The 16,970-nt window shown below is 39.7% G+C and carries 14 protein-coding genes and 1 other RNA gene; 8 read left to right on the top strand and 7 right to left on the bottom strand.

The window, feature by feature from the left end; translation table 11 throughout:
• Positions 1 to 180: 180 nt before the first annotated feature.
• The gene (locus tag G399_RS22235; protein ID WP_006012380.1) at positions 181 to 336 is read left to right on the top strand and encodes a hypothetical protein; all 156 of its coding nucleotides are present in this window, start codon (positions 181 to 183) and stop codon (positions 334 to 336) included.
• Between the two features lie 195 nt (positions 337 to 531).
• Entirely contained in the window at positions 532 to 699 is a 168-nt protein-coding gene (locus G399_RS0103300) for a tellurium resistance protein TerC (RefSeq protein ID WP_085949249.1), read from the top strand.
• 133 nt (positions 700 to 832) lie between these two features.
• Here the strand turns inward: G399_RS0103300 and ppsA are convergent, their stop codons facing one another.
• Positions 833 to 3,208, bottom strand: coding sequence for a phosphoenolpyruvate synthase (gene ppsA / locus G399_RS0103305; RefSeq protein ID WP_006012373.1), 2,376 nt, complete (start codon positions 3,206 to 3,208; stop codon positions 833 to 835).
• Between the two features lie 199 nt (positions 3,209 to 3,407).
• Between ppsA and ppsR the strand changes: the two genes are divergently transcribed.
• A complete protein-coding gene (gene ppsR / locus G399_RS0103310) occupies positions 3,408 to 4,220 on the top strand; it encodes a posphoenolpyruvate synthetase regulatory kinase/phosphorylase PpsR (protein WP_006012369.1) in 813 nt (270 codons plus the stop codon).
• Positions 4,221 to 4,295: 75 nt separating this feature from the next.
• On the opposite strand, the gene G399_RS0103315 is transcribed toward ppsR, so the two are convergent.
• Positions 4,296 to 4,655, bottom strand: a complete 360-nt coding sequence (locus G399_RS0103315) for an RnfH family protein (RefSeq protein WP_006012365.1) — start codon at positions 4,653 to 4,655, stop codon at positions 4,296 to 4,298.
• Positions 4,655 to 5,086 carry a type II toxin-antitoxin system RatA family toxin gene (locus tag G399_RS0103320; protein WP_006012364.1) on the bottom strand — a complete coding sequence of 144 codons (432 nt, stop codon included), beginning with the start codon at positions 5,084 to 5,086 and terminating at the stop codon, positions 4,655 to 4,657. Before G399_RS0103320 ends, G399_RS0103315 begins: the two co-directional genes overlap by 1 nt.
• A 118-nt stretch (positions 5,087 to 5,204) precedes the next feature.
• Between G399_RS0103320 and smpB the strand changes: the two genes are divergently transcribed.
• On the top strand, positions 5,205 to 5,675 hold the full coding sequence (gene smpB / locus G399_RS0103325; RefSeq protein ID WP_006012362.1) for an SsrA-binding protein SmpB: 471 nt from the start codon (positions 5,205 to 5,207) through the stop codon (positions 5,673 to 5,675).
• Positions 5,676 to 5,758: 83 nt separating this feature from the next.
• Here the strand turns inward: smpB and G399_RS0103330 are convergent, their stop codons facing one another.
• A complete protein-coding gene (locus tag G399_RS0103330) occupies positions 5,759 to 6,982 on the bottom strand; it encodes an NADH:flavin oxidoreductase/NADH oxidase family protein (RefSeq protein ID WP_026843413.1) in 1,224 nt (407 codons plus the stop codon).
• Positions 6,983 to 7,169: 187 nt separating this feature from the next.
• Here G399_RS0103330 and ssrA point away from each other — a divergent pair.
• From ssrA to G399_RS0103345, 3 genes are all read left to right on the top strand, one after another.
• Positions 7,170 to 7,527: a transfer-messenger RNA gene (ssrA, locus tag G399_RS21470) on the top strand.
• A gap of 455 nt (positions 7,528 to 7,982) precedes the next feature.
• Positions 7,983 to 9,263, top strand: a complete 1,281-nt coding sequence (locus G399_RS0103340) for an ABC transporter substrate-binding protein (RefSeq protein WP_006012356.1) — start codon at positions 7,983 to 7,985, stop codon at positions 9,261 to 9,263.
• Positions 9,264 to 9,336: 73 nt separating this feature from the next.
• On the top strand, positions 9,337 to 11,985 hold the full coding sequence (locus tag G399_RS0103345; RefSeq protein WP_006012354.1) for a response regulator: 2,649 nt from the start codon (positions 9,337 to 9,339) through the stop codon (positions 11,983 to 11,985).
• Positions 11,986 to 12,068: 83 nt separating this feature from the next.
• Here the strand turns inward: G399_RS0103345 and G399_RS0103350 are convergent, their stop codons facing one another.
• Positions 12,069 to 14,507 carry a putative bifunctional diguanylate cyclase/phosphodiesterase gene (locus G399_RS0103350; RefSeq protein ID WP_006012351.1) on the bottom strand — a complete coding sequence of 813 codons (2,439 nt, stop codon included), beginning with the start codon at positions 14,505 to 14,507 and terminating at the stop codon, positions 12,069 to 12,071.
• Positions 14,508 to 14,722: 215 nt separating this feature from the next.
• Between G399_RS0103350 and G399_RS20090 the strand changes: the two genes are divergently transcribed.
• The gene (locus G399_RS20090) at positions 14,723 to 15,448 is read left to right on the top strand and encodes a hypothetical protein (protein ID WP_006012349.1); all 726 of its coding nucleotides are present in this window, start codon (positions 14,723 to 14,725) and stop codon (positions 15,446 to 15,448) included.
• 169 nt (positions 15,449 to 15,617) lie between these two features.
• Here G399_RS20090 and rpsO read toward each other — a convergent pair whose 3' ends face one another.
• Together rpsO and truB are read right to left on the bottom strand one after the other, a co-directional pair.
• Complete coding sequence (rpsO, locus tag G399_RS0103360; RefSeq protein ID WP_006012346.1) at positions 15,618 to 15,887, bottom strand: 30S ribosomal protein S15; 270 nt, start codon at positions 15,885 to 15,887, stop codon at positions 15,618 to 15,620.
• A gap of 115 nt (positions 15,888 to 16,002) precedes the next feature.
• Complete coding sequence (gene truB / locus G399_RS0103365; RefSeq protein WP_006012343.1) at positions 16,003 to 16,965, bottom strand: tRNA pseudouridine(55) synthase TruB; 963 nt, start codon at positions 16,963 to 16,965, stop codon at positions 16,003 to 16,005.
• Between the last annotated feature and the right edge of the window lie 5 nt (positions 16,966 to 16,970).

Genomic DNA, 16,970 nt, shown 5'->3' on the forward strand with positions numbered 1-16,970 from the left:
CCTTGCAAGCCACTAAATACCATGTGCACCTAAAATACAATGGCATTAACATATAGCAATTAATACCTATATAGGTTATACTTGCTTGGTCGATAACATTAATCAAGAGGATAATATATCTTGTTGCCACCATACGACGTAAAAAAACACGCGTGAGCAACAAATAATTAGGAGTTACAAATGAAGAAATTTTTCAAGAAGTTATTTAAGAAACGCCACCCTTATGCACCTGTCGCATACCTCGGCAGAAAAGCGGTCGAAGGCTCTATGGGCTGTAAAGTTGTGAAAACGAAAAAGTTATATAAAATCATACAAGCCGAACGAGAAAACAGCTAATAGCAGGCTTAATAGTCAATCCACGCTAAATTAGTTAATACGGGTAATACGGTTAATCACAACTTGTAACACGTTGACATACGGCGTCGCCCTAGTTTGTACCATGCTGATTTTACCAGCATGTTAAACAAACTGGAATGGCACAGGTGTGCGACTATTTATAACGTTCATAAGCATGTCTTGATATTGTTTGGCATGACATTTACTATTCTACTGGGTTCTATACTATTTCTGTTAGGCGAACTCGTGTTGCTAAGCATAGACCTCGCTCCAAGTAAACGTTTCCTAGCCAAAGAACAACGTGCAATGTCCGGCAGTGCCAGAAAGTTGGATTTGTTTGTGCTGAACCGAAAGTACAAATAAAAAAAGCTTATTCATATTGCTGAATAAGCTCTTAAGTCTCTGATATTATGCTTTAAAAAACCATACCGACAGATAAACCGGTATAAACGATAAAAATGGCTACAGCTGTAGCCATTTTTGTATCTAGTACCTTTTAACCATGCTTCTCAGCAAGATATAACCAAGTTTCCACTACCGTGTCTGGATTTAACGATACTGAATCAATACCTTGTTCTACCAACCAAGCGGCAAAGTCCTCATGATCAGAGGGGCCCTGACCACATATACCAACATACTTGCCTCTTGCTTTAGCTGCTTTTATTGCCATTGCTAGCAACGCTTTGACTGCTGGGTTTCTTTCGTCAAATAAATGCGCGATAAGACCAGAGTCACGATCGAGACCTAAGGTTAGTTGTGTTAAATCATTTGAACCAATTGAGAATCCATCAAATATGTCGAGGAATTGATCAGCTAACAGTGCGTTTGAAGGTAATTCACACATCATAATGACACGTAAACCATTCTCCCCTTTGACTAAGCCTTGTTCAGCAAGCAGTTCGATAACCTTCTCACCTTCCTCCAATGTTCTTACGAAAGGGATCATAATTTCAACATTGGTTAAACCCATCGTATTGCGCACTCGTTTTATTGCTTCACATTCAAGCGCAAAACAATCTCTAAAATCTTCAGAAATATAACGACTCGCGCCGCGGAAACCTAACATTGGATTTTCTTCATGGGGCTCATATTGATAGCCCCCCACTAGATTAAAGTATTCATTCGACTTAAAGTCTGACATACGAACAATTACTTTCTTTGGAGAGAAAGCGGCGCCGATAGTAGAGATACCTTCAACTAGTTTTTCTATATAAAATTCGACAGGCGATGCATAGCCTGCAATCATTTCAGTGATTTCTTCTTTAAGTTCTATAGGTTGCTCATCAAAGTTAAGTAATGCTTTTGGGTGCACACCTATCATGCGGTTGATGATGAATTCTAAACGAGCTAAACCAACCCCCTCATGTGGTAAGCGAGCAAAATCAAACGCTCGGTCAGGATTACCCACGTTCATCATAATACTGAAGGGTAAATCAGGCATAGAGTCAACGCGTGATGTAATTACTTCAAAATCAAGTTCTTGATTATAAATAAAGCCCGTATCACCTTCGGCACAACTCACCGTAATAGCATCACCGGCTTTAATGCTATCGGTGGCATTACCACAACCAACAACCGCCGGTATACCCATTTCACGGGCAATAATCGCTGCATGACAAGTGCGACCACCGCGATTTGTCACAATCGCAGATGCCTTCTTCATAATGGGTTCCCAGTCTGGGTCAGTCATGTCAGTAACCAGCACATCACCTGTTTCAATCATGTCCATTTGAGAAATAGAGGTAAGTACTTTGGCTTTACCAGCACCAATTTTATGACCGATAGCGCGACCTTCGCAAACTATTTTAGTTGCATTTCCTTTCAGCTGATAACGCTCTATAACTTGCATGTCTTCGCGACTTCGCACAGTTTCTGGACGCGCTTGAACAATATACAATTTGCCATCCGAGCCATCTTTAGCCCATTCGATGTCCATTGGACGCTTGTAGTGTTTTTCGATAACGACAGCTTGTTTAGCTAATTCCATTACTTCATCGTCAGTTAACGAAAAGCGCATGCTATCCGCTTTTTCAATATTGACAATTTCTACCTGCTTACCGTGTTCCAAGTCTTCGGAGTAAATCATTTTGATTAATTTACTCCCCAAGTTTCTCCGTACAATAGCAGGGTTACCTTTACTTAAAGTAGGCTTATGCACATAAAATTCATCAGGATTAACGGCACCTTGAACAACCATTTCGCCTAAGCCAAATGAGCTGGTAATGAACACGACATCTTCGAAACCGGACTCGGTATCTATCGTAAACATAACGCCGGAAGAAGATAAGTCACTGCGTACCATGCGCTGAATACCTGCGGACAGCGCAACGCCTTTATGATCGTACCCTTGATGCACACGATAGGAAATCGCTCTGTCGTTAAACAATGAGGCAAAAACATGTTTAATTGCTACAAGTACGGATTCATAACCTTTTACGTTAAGAAATGTCTCTTGCTGCCCTGCAAACGATGCATCTGGCATATCTTCAGCTGTTGCCGAAGAACGCACTGCGAATGACGCTTTGTCACCCATTTCACCTTGCAATTTAATAAATGCAGATTTAATTTCGTCTTCTAACTCAGTTTGAAATGGGGTATCTAATATCCACTGACGAATGGTTTTACCCGCTTCAGCCAATGCATTCACATCATCTACGTCAAGTGCATCTAGTATTTCATGTATTTTTGTTTCAACGCCGCTTTGCTCTAAAAACTGATTAAACGCATGTGATGTTGTCGCAAATCCACCAGGCACTTGAACACCTGCATTTGATAGATTTGATATCATTTCACCCAATGACGCGTTTTTACCACCAACACGACTAACATCGTCCATGCCTAACTCTTGATACCAAAGTATGAATTCTTGCACTGCTAAAGCCTCCAGCTCATTTATTTGCCGATAAGTTTTGTCACGGTTTGTTGTAACAAGGTATGATTGATTACGATCATTAGTACACACTAGTAAACACTTATTTACAATGCACACGTGGGATTCTAAATTGACCTGTATGCTAAGTAAAATTTAATTTTATTTCGTAATTAATTTACAACAATGTTGAGGAGATGTTTTGCGAGCTGCTTTTTATATATCCGATGGTACGGCCATTACTGCAGAGGTTTTCGGGCATGCATTGCTGTCTTTATTCCCGGTTGAATTTCAACATATTACGATCCCTTTTGTTGAAACAGAACAACATGCTAAAATAGTACTAGAACAAATCAAAGCGCATTTTGAAAAAAGCGGACAGCGGCCATTGGTATTTTACACCATGGTAAATTTTGAAATTCGCAAATTGATGAGTGAATCAGTTGGAATTAATTATAACTTTCTCGACCAATTTGTAGCCCCTCTCGAAAAAGTAATTGGCGTTCCGTCCAAACCTGAAAAACATCGTACCCATAGCATTCATGAAAAAACCTATGATATACGAATTGCAGCAGTTAACTACGCCCTTGCAAATGACGATGGTTCAAACCTAAAAGACTATCATGAAGCTGACATTATTTTAGTCGGGGTTTCACGCTCAGGTAAAACACCAACCAGCTTATATTTAGCGCTTCAATACGGTATTAAAGCAGCTAATTATCCATTTACAGAAGACGATATGGGCGATATTTTGAAATTACCACCGTCATTAAAGGGGTTTCAAAAGAAGTTATTCGGACTCACTATTGACGCCAATAGATTGCATCAAATTCGTTCCGAGCGAAGAGCCAACAGCCGCTATGCATCAATGCAACAGTGCAGAATGGAATTGCGTGAAGTTGAAAATTTATATCGAAAAGAAAAGATCCCATATTTAAACAGTACCAAATTTTCAATCGAAGAAATATCAGCGAAAATACTCGCTAAAACTGGCTTACAAAGGAGAAAATACTGAGTCTGCTTTGTTCTTTTATGATGCTTTTTTTATAACATGACCGATTGTATTTGAAAGTGATTAGCAAGCTTCGCGCTAATCACTATTTTTTACTTTATTGGTTTTCATTGGATTAGGTCGACCACCCGTGACTTTATCAGCACGCCCTTCTTCTTTTGCCTTCTCAGCACGGCGTTTTCGAACTTCTTTAGGGTCGGCTACCATGGGCCGGTAAATTTCAACACGATCACCTTCAAGCAAGGTATCGGTAGGCTTGCATGTGCGATTCCATATACCGACGTTATTTTCATTTAAATCAATTTCGGTATATATTTTTTGTATTCCTGACGCTTCTATTGCTTGTAAAACAGTGCTACTTGCAGCTACCTTTAACTTTAGCAAGGTCTGTTTATGGGGTAAGCCATAAACAACTTCAATATTAATAGCACTCGACATTATTTGTACACCTGCTTTGCTCGCTTACCAAATGCACTCACCATATTATTTGCCAGTGCATTGAATATTTTGCCAAAAGCAATTTCCATTAGCTTACTGGAAAATACAAAATGGAGGTTAAGTTCAATTTTGCACGCTTCATCGGACAAAGGCGTAAATCGCCAGCCACCCGAAAGTGATTTGAATGGGCCATCGGACAGGTCCATTTCAATGGCCGTATCTTTAATTAGTGTGTTTGATGTAATCAGTGTTTGCTTTACACCCGCTTTAGAAAGCACAAGTGAAGCAAGCATGTAATTTTCACCACTTTCTAATACTTCGCTTTTCACACACCCCGGTAAAAAACTTTCGTACTTTTCAACATCGTTGACTAAGTCATACATTTGGCTTGCACTATAAGCCACTAATGCATTTCTTTTAATACTCGGCATTAATAAAACACAACCTCAGGTTACAATACACGCTATTCTATCACGATATTTGTAATTTTCGTGACGAAAAATAAAGGACATAAAGACAAAGCAAACAAGTCTACGTATAATACCCCCTATGAAAAAATCCAAAAACAACAACGACACCATTGCACTGAATAGAAAAGCTCGCCACGAATATCATTTTATTGATAAATTCGAAGCAGGTATGCAATTACAGGGCTGGGAAATTAAAGCAATACGAGCCGGAAAGGCGAATATTACCGATAGCTACGTTTTTATTAAAGACGGTGAAGCTTATGTCAGTAATATTAATATCATGCCTTTAAACCAGGCCTCGACACATGTGATTAGTGAACCTACCCGTATACGCAAACTATTGTTAAAAAAACGCGAGATAGAAGAGCTTATGGGAGGACTTGATAGACAAGGTCTAACCATCGTCGCGACAGCGATGTACTGGAAAGCCTGCTGGGTGAAGCTTGAAATTCAGCTAGCCAAAGGCAAGCAGGAACATGACAAACGCGACACCGTTAAAGACAGAGATTGGGCACGTCAGAAAGAACGTATGATGAAACACAGTGCTTAATGAATAAGGTATTAACCCTGCAAATAAAACAGGGTTGATACCTTAAATTAAAAACACAGTCAGTAGCATGTCAGTACTCAACATTAATCTATGTATTGTTTTCTGTACCTTTTTGTCAATTTAGCCGCTCTTATTTGGTCCATAATCAGGGTGAGCAACGGTGATGCATTTACGTTTGGCGTATCACCTTTTCCTAACCGCCTTAGTTGACGCTTGACGAGTGCCATATTAGCTAATCCGCTGAGTGTTTTATCTTTCCACGGGGTCGCGGGGATATGTCCTAAGGTATCTTGGTCAACCGTCCATTGATTAATCAATGCCGGATTAAAGGCCAATGCCGAGGCAATGCCTACTAGGTCCATGTTGGCTGCTAATACTTCATTGGCAACAGCGAGGCGTTTAATACCTCCGGTTGTCATTACTGGGATACGGCTGTGCTGCGCAATCTGCTTAGCAAAGGTTAGAAAATACGCTTCTCGGGCAAGTGTTCTTTCATCTCCACTTTTCCCCTGCATGGCTGGCGCTTCGTATGAGCCCCCAGACAATTCTATAAAATCCAGTCCCTTAGTGTTCAGAGCTTTAACGACTTCAATGGCATCGGCAACATCAAAACCACCACGTTGAAAATCAGCAGAGTTGAGCTTAACCGAAACAATAAACCGTTTGCCGCAGCTATTTTTTACCTCACGAATGATGTCATAAAGTAGTTTGGCCCTGTCTTGCAGTTCACCGCCCCACTGGTCTTTTCTAACGTTGGTTAACGGTGACAAAAATTGGCTTACCAAATAACCATGAGCCGCGTGAATTTCAACACCATCAAAGCCGGCCTCTTCAGCGCGCTTTGCGGTAATAACAAAGCGCGCGATAACATCTTCAATTTCCCCTTCGGACATGGCCTTGGGTTGTGAAAATAGACCGCTATGTTTACCTAAATTTAAAGCAACGTCGGATGGCGAAAGCACTTTTCCACCCATCTTCTTAAATACCTGACGGCCGGGATGATTAATTTGCATTATTACGGTTGTGTTGTTCTGCTTAGCTATTTCAGCCCAAGCTCGAAACGGCTCAATGGGTGTATCAGCCTCAAGTACAACACCGCCCGGACCTGTCATTGCCATTTTGTCGACCATTACATTGCCCGTAATGATCATACCTACACCACCTTTAGCCCAAGCAGCGTACAAGTTTTTCAGCGCAATTCCAGGTAACTGATGGTCTTGCGCCATATTTTCTTCCATAGCGGCTTTTACAAAACGGTTTTTTATTTCTATTCCATTTGGAAGAACAAGTGGCGCGAACGCTTTCATAGCAAGTGGGTCTGTATAATTTATTATGTTGTATACAATGACATCATAGGTTGACATTTCAAGTCACCTCGTTGAATAGTTTGCTATAAAGCGTTGAATAGTTGTTGATTTATTCTTCTATCAAATCAAAATCAATGAAATATCACTGTTCTGCTAATATAAGCGTGCTATAATCTACACTTATCTCGGGGCTGCTCTGGATTCGACAGGATTCAATGATGCTGGAGGTGCATGCAGAGGTGCGGCTGGCCTCTTAAAAAAGCCGCAAAAAAATAGTCGCAAACGACGAAAACTACGCACTAGCAGCTTAATACCCTGCATAGGCCCTTCCACTCAAGTTCTTTTCACTAACTGAGGTACGGAAGGTCATACTAGTGAAATAGCGAGGGATACTTGTCTAAGGTTGAACCGCGAAATAGTATTAGGCCAGTCCGAAGGAACCCTGTTTGTCGGGGTCCATAGGATTAAATAAATGACAAACTAAGCATGTAGTACCAAAGGTTGACGCTTTCTGGACGCGGGTTCAATTCCCGCCAGCTCCACCAATTCGAAAAAGACGCTTTTAAGCGTCTTTTTTTATGTTCGAACTCAATACGCTCTAAACTGAATCAATCTATTTCATTGCCCAGTGTTCGATAAGAACGTCAAGTAACACAATTATATCCATAAAAATAACTTCATATGTGTGCTTACATGCAAAAGATAATGTCTCTGAATCTTTCTTCTGCATCTTCACCTACAGTCCGCTTAAACCAATGGCGGTTTAGGTGTGCCAGGCTAATTAAAACCCTCAACATCAGATGACAAGAAGAAAGACACAATATTTATACATTGATATTTTACTATAAAAAACTTACAGTATTATTAGACAAATATTACTATTTATCTGAATAGATATGCACCAACATGAAACTTAAGCAAATTAAAGCATGTTAGCTTGCCTAGAATTTATACTATGCAGTTATCTTCAAATTGAGTTTTGTAGCCCATACGAGGCTTTATGAATAATTTGTATAACAGTGTAAACAAACAACGAAGAGACATACTCAAAACCGCTGCGGTGGGCAGTATTGCAACCGTGCTTCCCTTTTCAACGTTTGCTATTGGCAAATCGCGACCGAAACTTCGTATTTTAGGGACTCATGTAACCCTGCAAGAAGACCTACGTAAAAAAGCCATGGAGGATTTGAGTATCGATCTTGTTTTCGAACCCAAAGGCAGCGCTGCGGTTTTGCAAAAGGCCTCAATGGCGCCAGACAGCTTTGATTTGTATGAACAATGGTCCAATAGCATTAATGTATTATGGCGCTCTGGTAGCATTAAACCGATTAATAAAAGTCGTATACGCCATTGGGACGAGATCAATTCGTTGACCAAAACTGGCCGAATTACACCACAAGCTAAAATTGGCGCAGGAGACGCGCCATACAAATTATTGCATATTCAAACAGATGGGACCTTGAGTGACAATGATACAAACCAGCTCAGTTACTTACCTTACGTACATAATGTTGACTCATTTGGTTACAACACCTCGGTTATAAAGAAAGGCATTCCCTATGAAACCGAAAGCTGGGGCTGGCTGCTTGATGAAAAATATAGAGGCAAGGTTGCTGTTGTAAATGCACCCACCATCGGCCTATTTGATTTAGCCTTGTCAGCACAAGCGCGAGGGTTAATAACCTTTGAAAATATCGGCTCAATGACAACCCTCGAGTTAGATAAGCTATTTGAAATTTTGATTAGGTATAAGCAACAAGGACACTTTAGCGGTTTCTGGACATCAGTTCCTGAATCCGTGCGATTCATGAAATCAAAAAGAGTGGTAATAGAAAGTATGTTTTCACCTGCGGTTTCAAGCTTAAATGGTCAAAATGTACCGGTGACTTTTGCTGCCCCTAAAGAGGGATATAGAGGCTGGCATGGCGTAATGTGCTTATCATCACAAATAGCCAAGCGTCAGGAAAGCGCTGCATATGAATATATGAACTGGTGGTTGTCCGGCTGGGCTGGCGCTTTCATTGCACGTCAGGGTTACTATATTTCAAACCCGAACAGGTCTAAACAGTTTTTAACGGCGAATGAATACGACTATTGGTATAACGGCAAAGCAACATTAGAGGATTTAACCGGTACTGATGGAAAGGTGTCTGTGAAAAAAGGCGATGTGAGATCAGGTGGAAGTTATGAAAAAAGATTTGAAAACGTTGCAGTGTGGAACACAGTTATGCCTACCTACGAATACACTTTGGAAAAGTGGTATGAATTTCTTAGTTCTTAGTTTTTAGCCCCTAGAAAAATGAAAATATAATATGAGACTTTCTTTAAAGGCCCAAGTAACTTTGTTTTTGTTAATGTTTATACTAATTTTACTAAGCCAAGTATTATTTGCAAAACTCAATCAAGATCAGTTAATTGGCGCGTTTTCTAATTATCAAGAAACCATTACCGAAGAAAAGCTAGTCCGCGAATTAGAAAGAGATATTTTAGACTTGCAACGACAAGTCCTCATATTTAAAGATACCGGAAGTGATTCCGCAGTGAAACGCTTTAATACTTTGTTTGTAGGAGTCGAAAGTAGACTGAATAAAATTCAGCTTGGTATTGCCGAGGATGAGAAGACAGAACAATCTCGCACCCAAGTCGAAGCCATGCAGCACCATATAGAGGATTATTTTACAAATTTTGCCAGTGTTGTAAATGGTCGTCAACTGCGAGATAAATATTTTGAGGAAGGGCTAATAGCCGATATTGAAGCGCTGCTTGCGAATAATGCATTTATTCGCTTAACGCAAAGAAATGATAGTTTAAAAGTGTATTTTTATTCTGCTGAAAACCTAGCCTATCGATATCTGTTAAATCCAAGTTCGGTGTTAAAGGATCAATTTTCTAATAAACTCATTACTGCCAACGAAATCGTAAAAAATATCGCGGGATTTACTCAAGAAAAAGCATGGGTTACTAATGCAATAGACAACGTTGATAGAAAATTCATTCAACTGACCAACGTAACCCAAGGCTACATTTATCTTGTTAATGTGGTCATGGCTGGCTCAGCTAATGAATTTCTATATCTATCCAAAGAAATGGCGCAAAAATCTGCCTTGTTGGCAAACCAAACTAATCAGCAAATACAAATCAATATTGACGAATCTCAGGATCAAATGAATGTGTCATCACTTGCCGGCATCTTTATAACTCTCATGCTTGCATTTATTGCTGCTAACCGGATATTTATACCACTACATGCAATTACTAGCGTGTTCGAACGTTTGGTTGAAGGTCAAGATGACGTTAATATTCCTTTTGTTAAGCGCAAAGATGAGCTTGGTAAGCTTGCGCGTGCTGCAAGTGTATTTAATGAAAAAAACAAACAAAAAAAAGAGTTATTAGAAGGATCGCAAAAATTAAATGAGGAACAACAAGCACTTAACGTTGACTTAGCTGACGCAAAAAATCAAGCTGAAATAGCCAATGCCTCGAAAAGTATATTCTTAGCTAACATGAGTCATGAAATTAGAACACCGATGAATGGCATTATAGGATTGGTCGATATGTTGCTACAACGGCCCCTCTCTAAAGAAGTGAGAGATAACTTAGAAAAAGTCGCGTATTCAAGTCAGATATTACTGAATGTCATCAATGATATTTTAGACTTCTCAAAAATTGAAGCGGGTAAACTGGAAATTGAGAACACGTCATTTTGTCTGACTCAACTGTTTGATAGTCTCACCGCATTTTCAGTGTCACCAGCAGCAGAGAAAAAACTTAACGTAGAGATATTGATCGAACCGACCCTGCCTATTCGGGCCATTGGTGATCCACTGCGTATTTCACAAGTGATTTTAAATTTAACCAATAACGCGATCAAGTTTACGCATTCAGGCAAAATATCTATTTCTTTTTTAAAGAAAGAAAGTACAGAGCAAGGAGTCTGTTTTCTTGAGGTACAAATAAAGGACACCGGTGTTGGTATAGAGGAAGGTAGGCTCAAATCGATATTTATGCCATTTACGCAAGGTGACAATTCGATAAGTCGAAAATATGGCGGAACTGGTCTTGGTCTTTCTATTGTGAAGCAATTAACTTGTTTAATGCATGGTGACGTAAAAGCGACCTCGGCATTGGGTTTAGGTAGCACCTTTACTTGCTCATTCAAACTTATTCCCGAAGGTAGTGATACATTTTGTAATTCGTTAACAGGACTTAAAAAGTCGTTAATTTATGTGTCTAAAGATTCTTCGCATCTACTCTATCAAGAATACCTCAAATTCATTGCCCCTAGGTCGCTGTATAAGTCATTCCAAGAGTTTAATGAAATGCTTAATCAAGAGGAAACTGTTTTTATATTTGATATTGATGATTTTGCACATGCACAGTCTCTAAATTCCATATTTACACGTTTGCATGAACACCATGAGACCTTTGGTTGTATAACAAAAACCTATCCATCAGGGTTAGCGGAGGAACTAGAAGCACAGTGGGGATGCCCAGTGCTAACTCACCCTTATTCATTTAGCGACATTAATCACTTTATTTCGATTTTGAATGGTCATACCAATATTGATAATGAACCAATTCTACTTTCACAAGAACAATCGGTTACGCCAAAAACAACCAAATTCGCAGGACACATACTGTTAGTTGAAGATAACGCGATCAATCAAATGTTAATGGGTGAAATGATAAAAAGTTTAGGACTTACCCATGACATTGCTAACAATGGTAAGGAAGCTGTTGAGAAGGTGGAAGCAAACAAAGCATATGATTTGGTCTTAATGGACGTTCAAATGCCTGTTTTAGATGGTATCGAGGCGACTAAGCTTATTAGGCAAAGCGGTAATACAACAGTACCCATTGTTGGTGTGTCCGCACATGCAATGCAGGAGGATCGTGACATCGCTCTTAAAAGTGGTATGAATGAGTACTTAACCAAACCAATCAGACGCATCACGCTAGCAAATGCGATCAAAACCATATTTAGAGCGACCAATCAACGTTAAATAAATTAACTGATTGATGGACTAACTCATCAGGTAGTAAGGTAGCCAGCGGTTCGCCAAAAAGACCGTCTTGCGCTGTCTTATTACCGCTGTGATAACGTCGTTACTTCATCTTTTGAAATTAAATACTTTTCAATAAATTCGTTAGGTAAAATCGGGCGACTGAAGTAATAACCTTGCAACAACATACTGCCATTTTCTTTCAGCCACTCTACTTGTTCCTTTGTTTCTACGCCTTCAGCAACAGTAACAATACCTAAATTAACAGCTAATTGGAGAATTGACTTAACTAGGTTCTCGTCTTGTTTATCAACATTAATGTCATTAATAAAAGATTGATCAATTTTTAATTTATCAACTGGTAAATCTTTTAAATGGCTCAGTGAGCTATAACCAGTACCAAAATCGTCGAGACTAAAACTAATACCAATTTGTTTTAATTCATTTATTTTATTGATGGTGTCTTTTAGATTATCTAAGGCAACACTCTCGGTAATTTCAAATTCAAGATAGTGCCCAGCAATCTGATATTTTCTCAATACAGTGGTTACTTTATCGATAAAATCAGCCTCCGATAATTGCTTTCCACTGATGTTGACTGCAATTTTAAACGAGGCGGTTAACAATCCCCGCTGCTTCAATTGCACTAAGAATTCACATACTTTTGTCAGCATTTTATCACCAACCTCAATGATCATTGCGCTTTCTTCAAGAAACGGAATAAAATCGTTAGGCGCAACGATCGTATCACCACGCTGCCAGCGAATTAGCGCCTCTGCTGAGGTCACTTCCATGGTTACAGAGGATATAAGCGGCTGCAGAACAAAGAAGAATTCGTCTTTGAAAATGGCGTTGCTAATATCACGTTCCAATTTAAGTAATTCAGCAGCTTCAGTTGCCATTTTATCAATAAACAATGTTGAGCAATTACGCCCCGATTTTTTAGATTCGTACATAGCAGTGTCTGCATACTGAAGGATTTCATCAGCTGTTTCAAAACCAGGCTTGAAAACTACTACGCCTAAACTTGCGGATAAATTGTATCGATGTAAACCAATATCGATTTCTCGATTGATACATCTTCTGAGTTTTTCAGCAAGTTCAAAGGCGGTGGTATTTGCAATTTCTCGATTATTAGATAGTTGTTCGCTGTGCAGTAAAAACTCGTCAGCACCTAAGCGAGCAACAAAGCCGATATCCTTAAATTCTATTGTTAGGCGCTCAGCTAGCTTCACTATAAGTTGGTCGCCTACACTGTGGCTTAAAGTATCGTTGATGCGTTTAAATTGGTCTAAGTCTGCCAATATGGCAACTTGGTATTGGCTGTTTGAAATCGTAACTTCTTGCGAGTTCAACTTTTCATACACTTTGTTGCGGTTGGGTAAATTTGTAAGTGAATCGCAATAAGCTAAATTTTCAATTTTCTCTTCGGCCTCAACGCGCTTCGTAACATCGTTACCCACAACCAAAATACTTTGTCCGTCGTAGGTATGAAACTTCACGAACGACATTTCCATTACACATTTATTTTTTTGAGAATCGTAGGCCTCAAACACTTTATTCATCTGTCGAGAATTGTCATCGAGAAACGTGTTCAAGACTTCCATTAACGCTGAGTCAACAGGCTCAATAATTTCAGACGCCAGCTTTCCTTTCAAATCAAATATTGAGTAACCATAGAACAAGGCTGTCGCTTTATTGGCAAAGACAAATTTACCTTCATTATCCAATGAATAAATAATTGCCGGAGCAGTATCTAGTATAAGTCGAAAGCGCTGACTACGCTGAGTGAGAAGAATTTGCCCTGATGCTATTCGACCTAATAAATCATTGGCTGAATCAATGATTTTACCAAATTCATCCGACCCGTGGCCTTTAAGTTTACTAATGGATTGCTCAGTAAACGAAGACGTATTTACTCTTTCGAAGCGACTCGCTAAGCGCATAAGGGGAGCAGCTAGACTTAAGTGATAGAGCAAACCCAATGCAAACGATATAACGATATAGCCAGCAAGCGAGATAATAAAGGTAACCACCGCGCGGTCATATACATCATTAAGTGACGAATGGATATTAATTCGAATCCGCATTTTCCCTGATCCCAATGGCAATTCATTGGCGTTCACCGGAGACAGCTCAGCAATAGATAATGGTACAACGTATTCCCTGATATTAGGGACTAAGAAAAAGGAAAGAACCTTGTTGGATTGCTCCAACTGATCTTTGTTTGACTCGGCTAAAACATTATCATTTTCATCTAAGATCGCGACATATGAAAAGTGATTGAAATAGGTCAAGCCTTTAATGACTAATGCGGCTAAATCGTTGTCTAGATTCCAAACCGCATTTTTAGCAGAATCCTTTGATGCATCGATGATTGATTCAATCGAGGAATTCACTTCAGCTCGTCGATTCTTAAAGTCGATATAGGTTTGCAAAAAAGACATCACTAAACCTAGCATTAATACCAAGATCAGCGTTCGCACACCTAAGGTAAACGATATTTTACTGGTCAACTTCATATAGTAATTCGACGTTTAAAGAACTCGGCATGCAATATATGTCATTGTAGTATATGTGTCTACACCTGTTGGTCATGATTACGACACCAAAAATATACCTATAAATCCGTGGAACTAAATCAAAACTGTGAAATTTGAATGAATTTAAACATGAATATTTTGACATTTTGATTTACCATGACAGCAGTAGATTAACACGAGAAGAAAGCATAGATATGTCACAAAATGATAAAGATTTTGCGCCCATTAATATAGAAGTAGATGAGCGTCGTCCAATAGGTAAAGCCACCTTAGAGCCACAAGTATCTCATTCAATATCAAGTGGTTCACATCTATTTACATCAATTGTATTAGTTGTCGCCATCGCCGCCTGTGCGGCGTGCGCTTATCTATATATGCAGCTTGGACAAGCTAACATGATAGCGATTGATGCTGACAACAGACTAAAGTCACTTGAACAACGTTTATCTGCAACTGATGAAGAAATGGGTAACTCAACTGTCGCGCTCGGCGTTAAGGTCACTGAGTTAGCTGAAAGGACTGAGGAGTTATGGGGGCAAATGGATAAATTGTGGGCTTCAGCTTGGAGACGCAATCAAGAAGAAATAAAGACCTTAAATAATGACTTGGCAAGTACAAGGGGAAACCTGGGTACCGATATTAAAAGTATTCAAGTGACGCTAACAGACGCAACAACTAATGTTCAACAGATGTTGAACCGCGTAAACGGCTTGAATGAAAAACTAACGACCCAAGCCAACGATATGTTGGTAGTAAATGTTAATGCAGAGCAGACGGGTGAAAGAGTAAGTAATCAGATGAAACAAATAAAAGCGCTGAGCGATAAGGTTAAGAATGTAGAGGCAAGAAATTCAACACTGCTTGAAAAGATTGAGGATTTAGAATCTCTATTACAAGAAATTGCCAAAAGAACAGTTTAAAGGTGTTGACTCAGGAGAGCCGATAAGGAGCCTGTAACGTATTCTGTATGACTTCCAGTAGCTAGGTTTATAGGCCAATTGGTCATAATGGTTTTATGTTTTACTCTTTACCAAACACAAAAAAAGCACCCGACGGGTGCTTTTTTATATCTAACGTTAAACTATCGAATTAACGACGTATGCCTAAACGCTTGATAAGCTTTTGATAGCGCTCAACACTTTTACCTTTTAGGTAATCAAGTAATGTTCTACGCTGACTAACCATACGTAGCAAACCACGACGTGAATGGTGGTCTTTCTTATGCTCTTTAAAGTGGCTTTGAAGTTTGTTGATGTTGTTACTTAACAAAGCAACTTGAACTTCTGGTGAACCTGTATCACCTTCTTTAACGCCGAACTCAGATATGATTGTTGCGATTTCTTCTGTAGTTAGTGACATAGTTATCTCCAATATAGATAGATGGTTTAAACAACAGCATGCCGATCACTAATTCAGTCATGCCAAAAAGAGGGCGTATTATACCCGTGAAGCGATAATACACAAGTGCTTTAGCTTAGTTTTCGCCGAAATAGCTTTCTTTATAAACAACCACTCGTTTGGGTTGTAGATTTCCAGCACTGTCAACTTCTGCCATGCCATAAAAGCGCTTGTCAGAGTCTCTATAAATTCTAACCAGATCGTTTTTAGGAAATTGATTTTCTTCGAGGATCTCCTGTCCATGCAAAAAACGCTCGATGCTAGCATCAGTTGCATTAAAAGCAGGAAGATTTGCGACTGCAGTATCTGTTGGTAATAGCAAGGCATCCAACTTATCGAACGTACGAAACTGCCTGTCTATTGATAAATCTTCAGACAGGGATTGTAATTTCTCAACGGTAATCATGTTTTGACTTGGGTAGTCTGCCACTTTGGTACGACGAAGCATTGTAACATGCGCGCCGCAACCAAGTGCTTGGCCTAAATCATCCACCAAAGTGCGAATATATGTGCCCTTTGAACAGGCTACTTGCATGTCCAACTGGTTATTTTCATAGCGTAGCACAACTAAGGAGTGAACGGTAATTTCACGAGCTTCGCGCTCAATAACGATACCTTGCCTAGCGTAAGAATATAACGGTTTACCTTTATGTTTAAGTGCTGAAAACATCGATGGTACTTGCTTAATTGGCCCTCGAAACGCCTCTACAGCAGAGTCGATTAGATCCCGTGTAACATTAACCGGCCTAGTTTCTACAATGTCGCCCTCTGAGTCTGAGGTATCGGTGCGTTCCCCTAGTTTTGCGGTCACGATATATGTTTTATCTGCATCTAACAAAAATTGAGAAAACTTAGTTGCCTCTCCTAAGCAGATGGGCAACATACCCGTTGCGAGTGGGTCAAGCGCACCTGTATGACCCGCTTTCGCTGCCCCGTATAACCGTTTGACTTGCTGTAAGATAAAATTAGATGACTCACCGGTGTACTTATCAACAAGTACGACGCCATTAATCGCCCTGCCTCTTTTTATTCTTGCCATGTTCT

Origin of the sequence: Brumicola pallidula DSM 14239 = ACAM 615 (genome assembly GCF_000428905.1) — a bacterium.
In the GTDB taxonomy this organism is placed as follows: Bacteria; Pseudomonadota; Gammaproteobacteria; order Enterobacterales; family Alteromonadaceae; genus Glaciecola; species Glaciecola pallidula.

What these genes read in the sequence shown, in the direction of transcription:
- G399_RS0103350 (WP_006012351.1), bottom strand. Translation starts at nt 14,507, where the DNA reads ATGAAGTTGACCAGTAAAATATCGTTTACCTTAGGTGTGCGAACGCTG.
- G399_RS0103320 (WP_006012364.1), bottom strand. Translation starts at nt 5,086, where the DNA reads ATGCCGAGTATTAAAAGAAATGCATTAGTGGCTTATAGTGCAAGCCAA.
- truB (WP_006012343.1), bottom strand. Translation starts at nt 16,965, where the DNA reads ATGGCAAGAATAAAAAGAGGCAGGGCGATTAATGGCGTCGTACTTGTT.
- G399_RS22235 (WP_006012380.1), top strand. Translation starts at nt 181, where the DNA reads ATGAAGAAATTTTTCAAGAAGTTATTTAAGAAACGCCACCCTTATGCA.
- G399_RS0103345 (WP_006012354.1), top strand. Translation starts at nt 9,337, where the DNA reads ATGTTTATACTAATTTTACTAAGCCAAGTATTATTTGCAAAACTCAAT.
- smpB (WP_006012362.1), top strand. Translation starts at nt 5,205, where the DNA reads ATGAAAAAATCCAAAAACAACAACGACACCATTGCACTGAATAGAAAA.
- G399_RS0103330 (WP_026843413.1), bottom strand. Translation starts at nt 6,982, where the DNA reads ATGAAAGCGTTCGCGCCACTTGTTCTTCCAAATGGAATAGAAATAAAA.
- G399_RS20090 (WP_006012349.1), top strand. Translation starts at nt 14,723, where the DNA reads ATGTCACAAAATGATAAAGATTTTGCGCCCATTAATATAGAAGTAGAT.
- rpsO (WP_006012346.1), bottom strand. Translation starts at nt 15,887, where the DNA reads ATGTCACTAACTACAGAAGAAATCGCAACAATCATATCTGAGTTCGGC.
- G399_RS0103300 (WP_085949249.1), top strand. Translation starts at nt 532, where the DNA reads ATGACATTTACTATTCTACTGGGTTCTATACTATTTCTGTTAGGCGAA.
- G399_RS0103340 (WP_006012356.1), top strand. Translation starts at nt 7,983, where the DNA reads ATGAATAATTTGTATAACAGTGTAAACAAACAACGAAGAGACATACTC.
- G399_RS0103315 (WP_006012365.1), bottom strand. Translation starts at nt 4,655, where the DNA reads ATGTCGAGTGCTATTAATATTGAAGTTGTTTATGGCTTACCCCATAAA.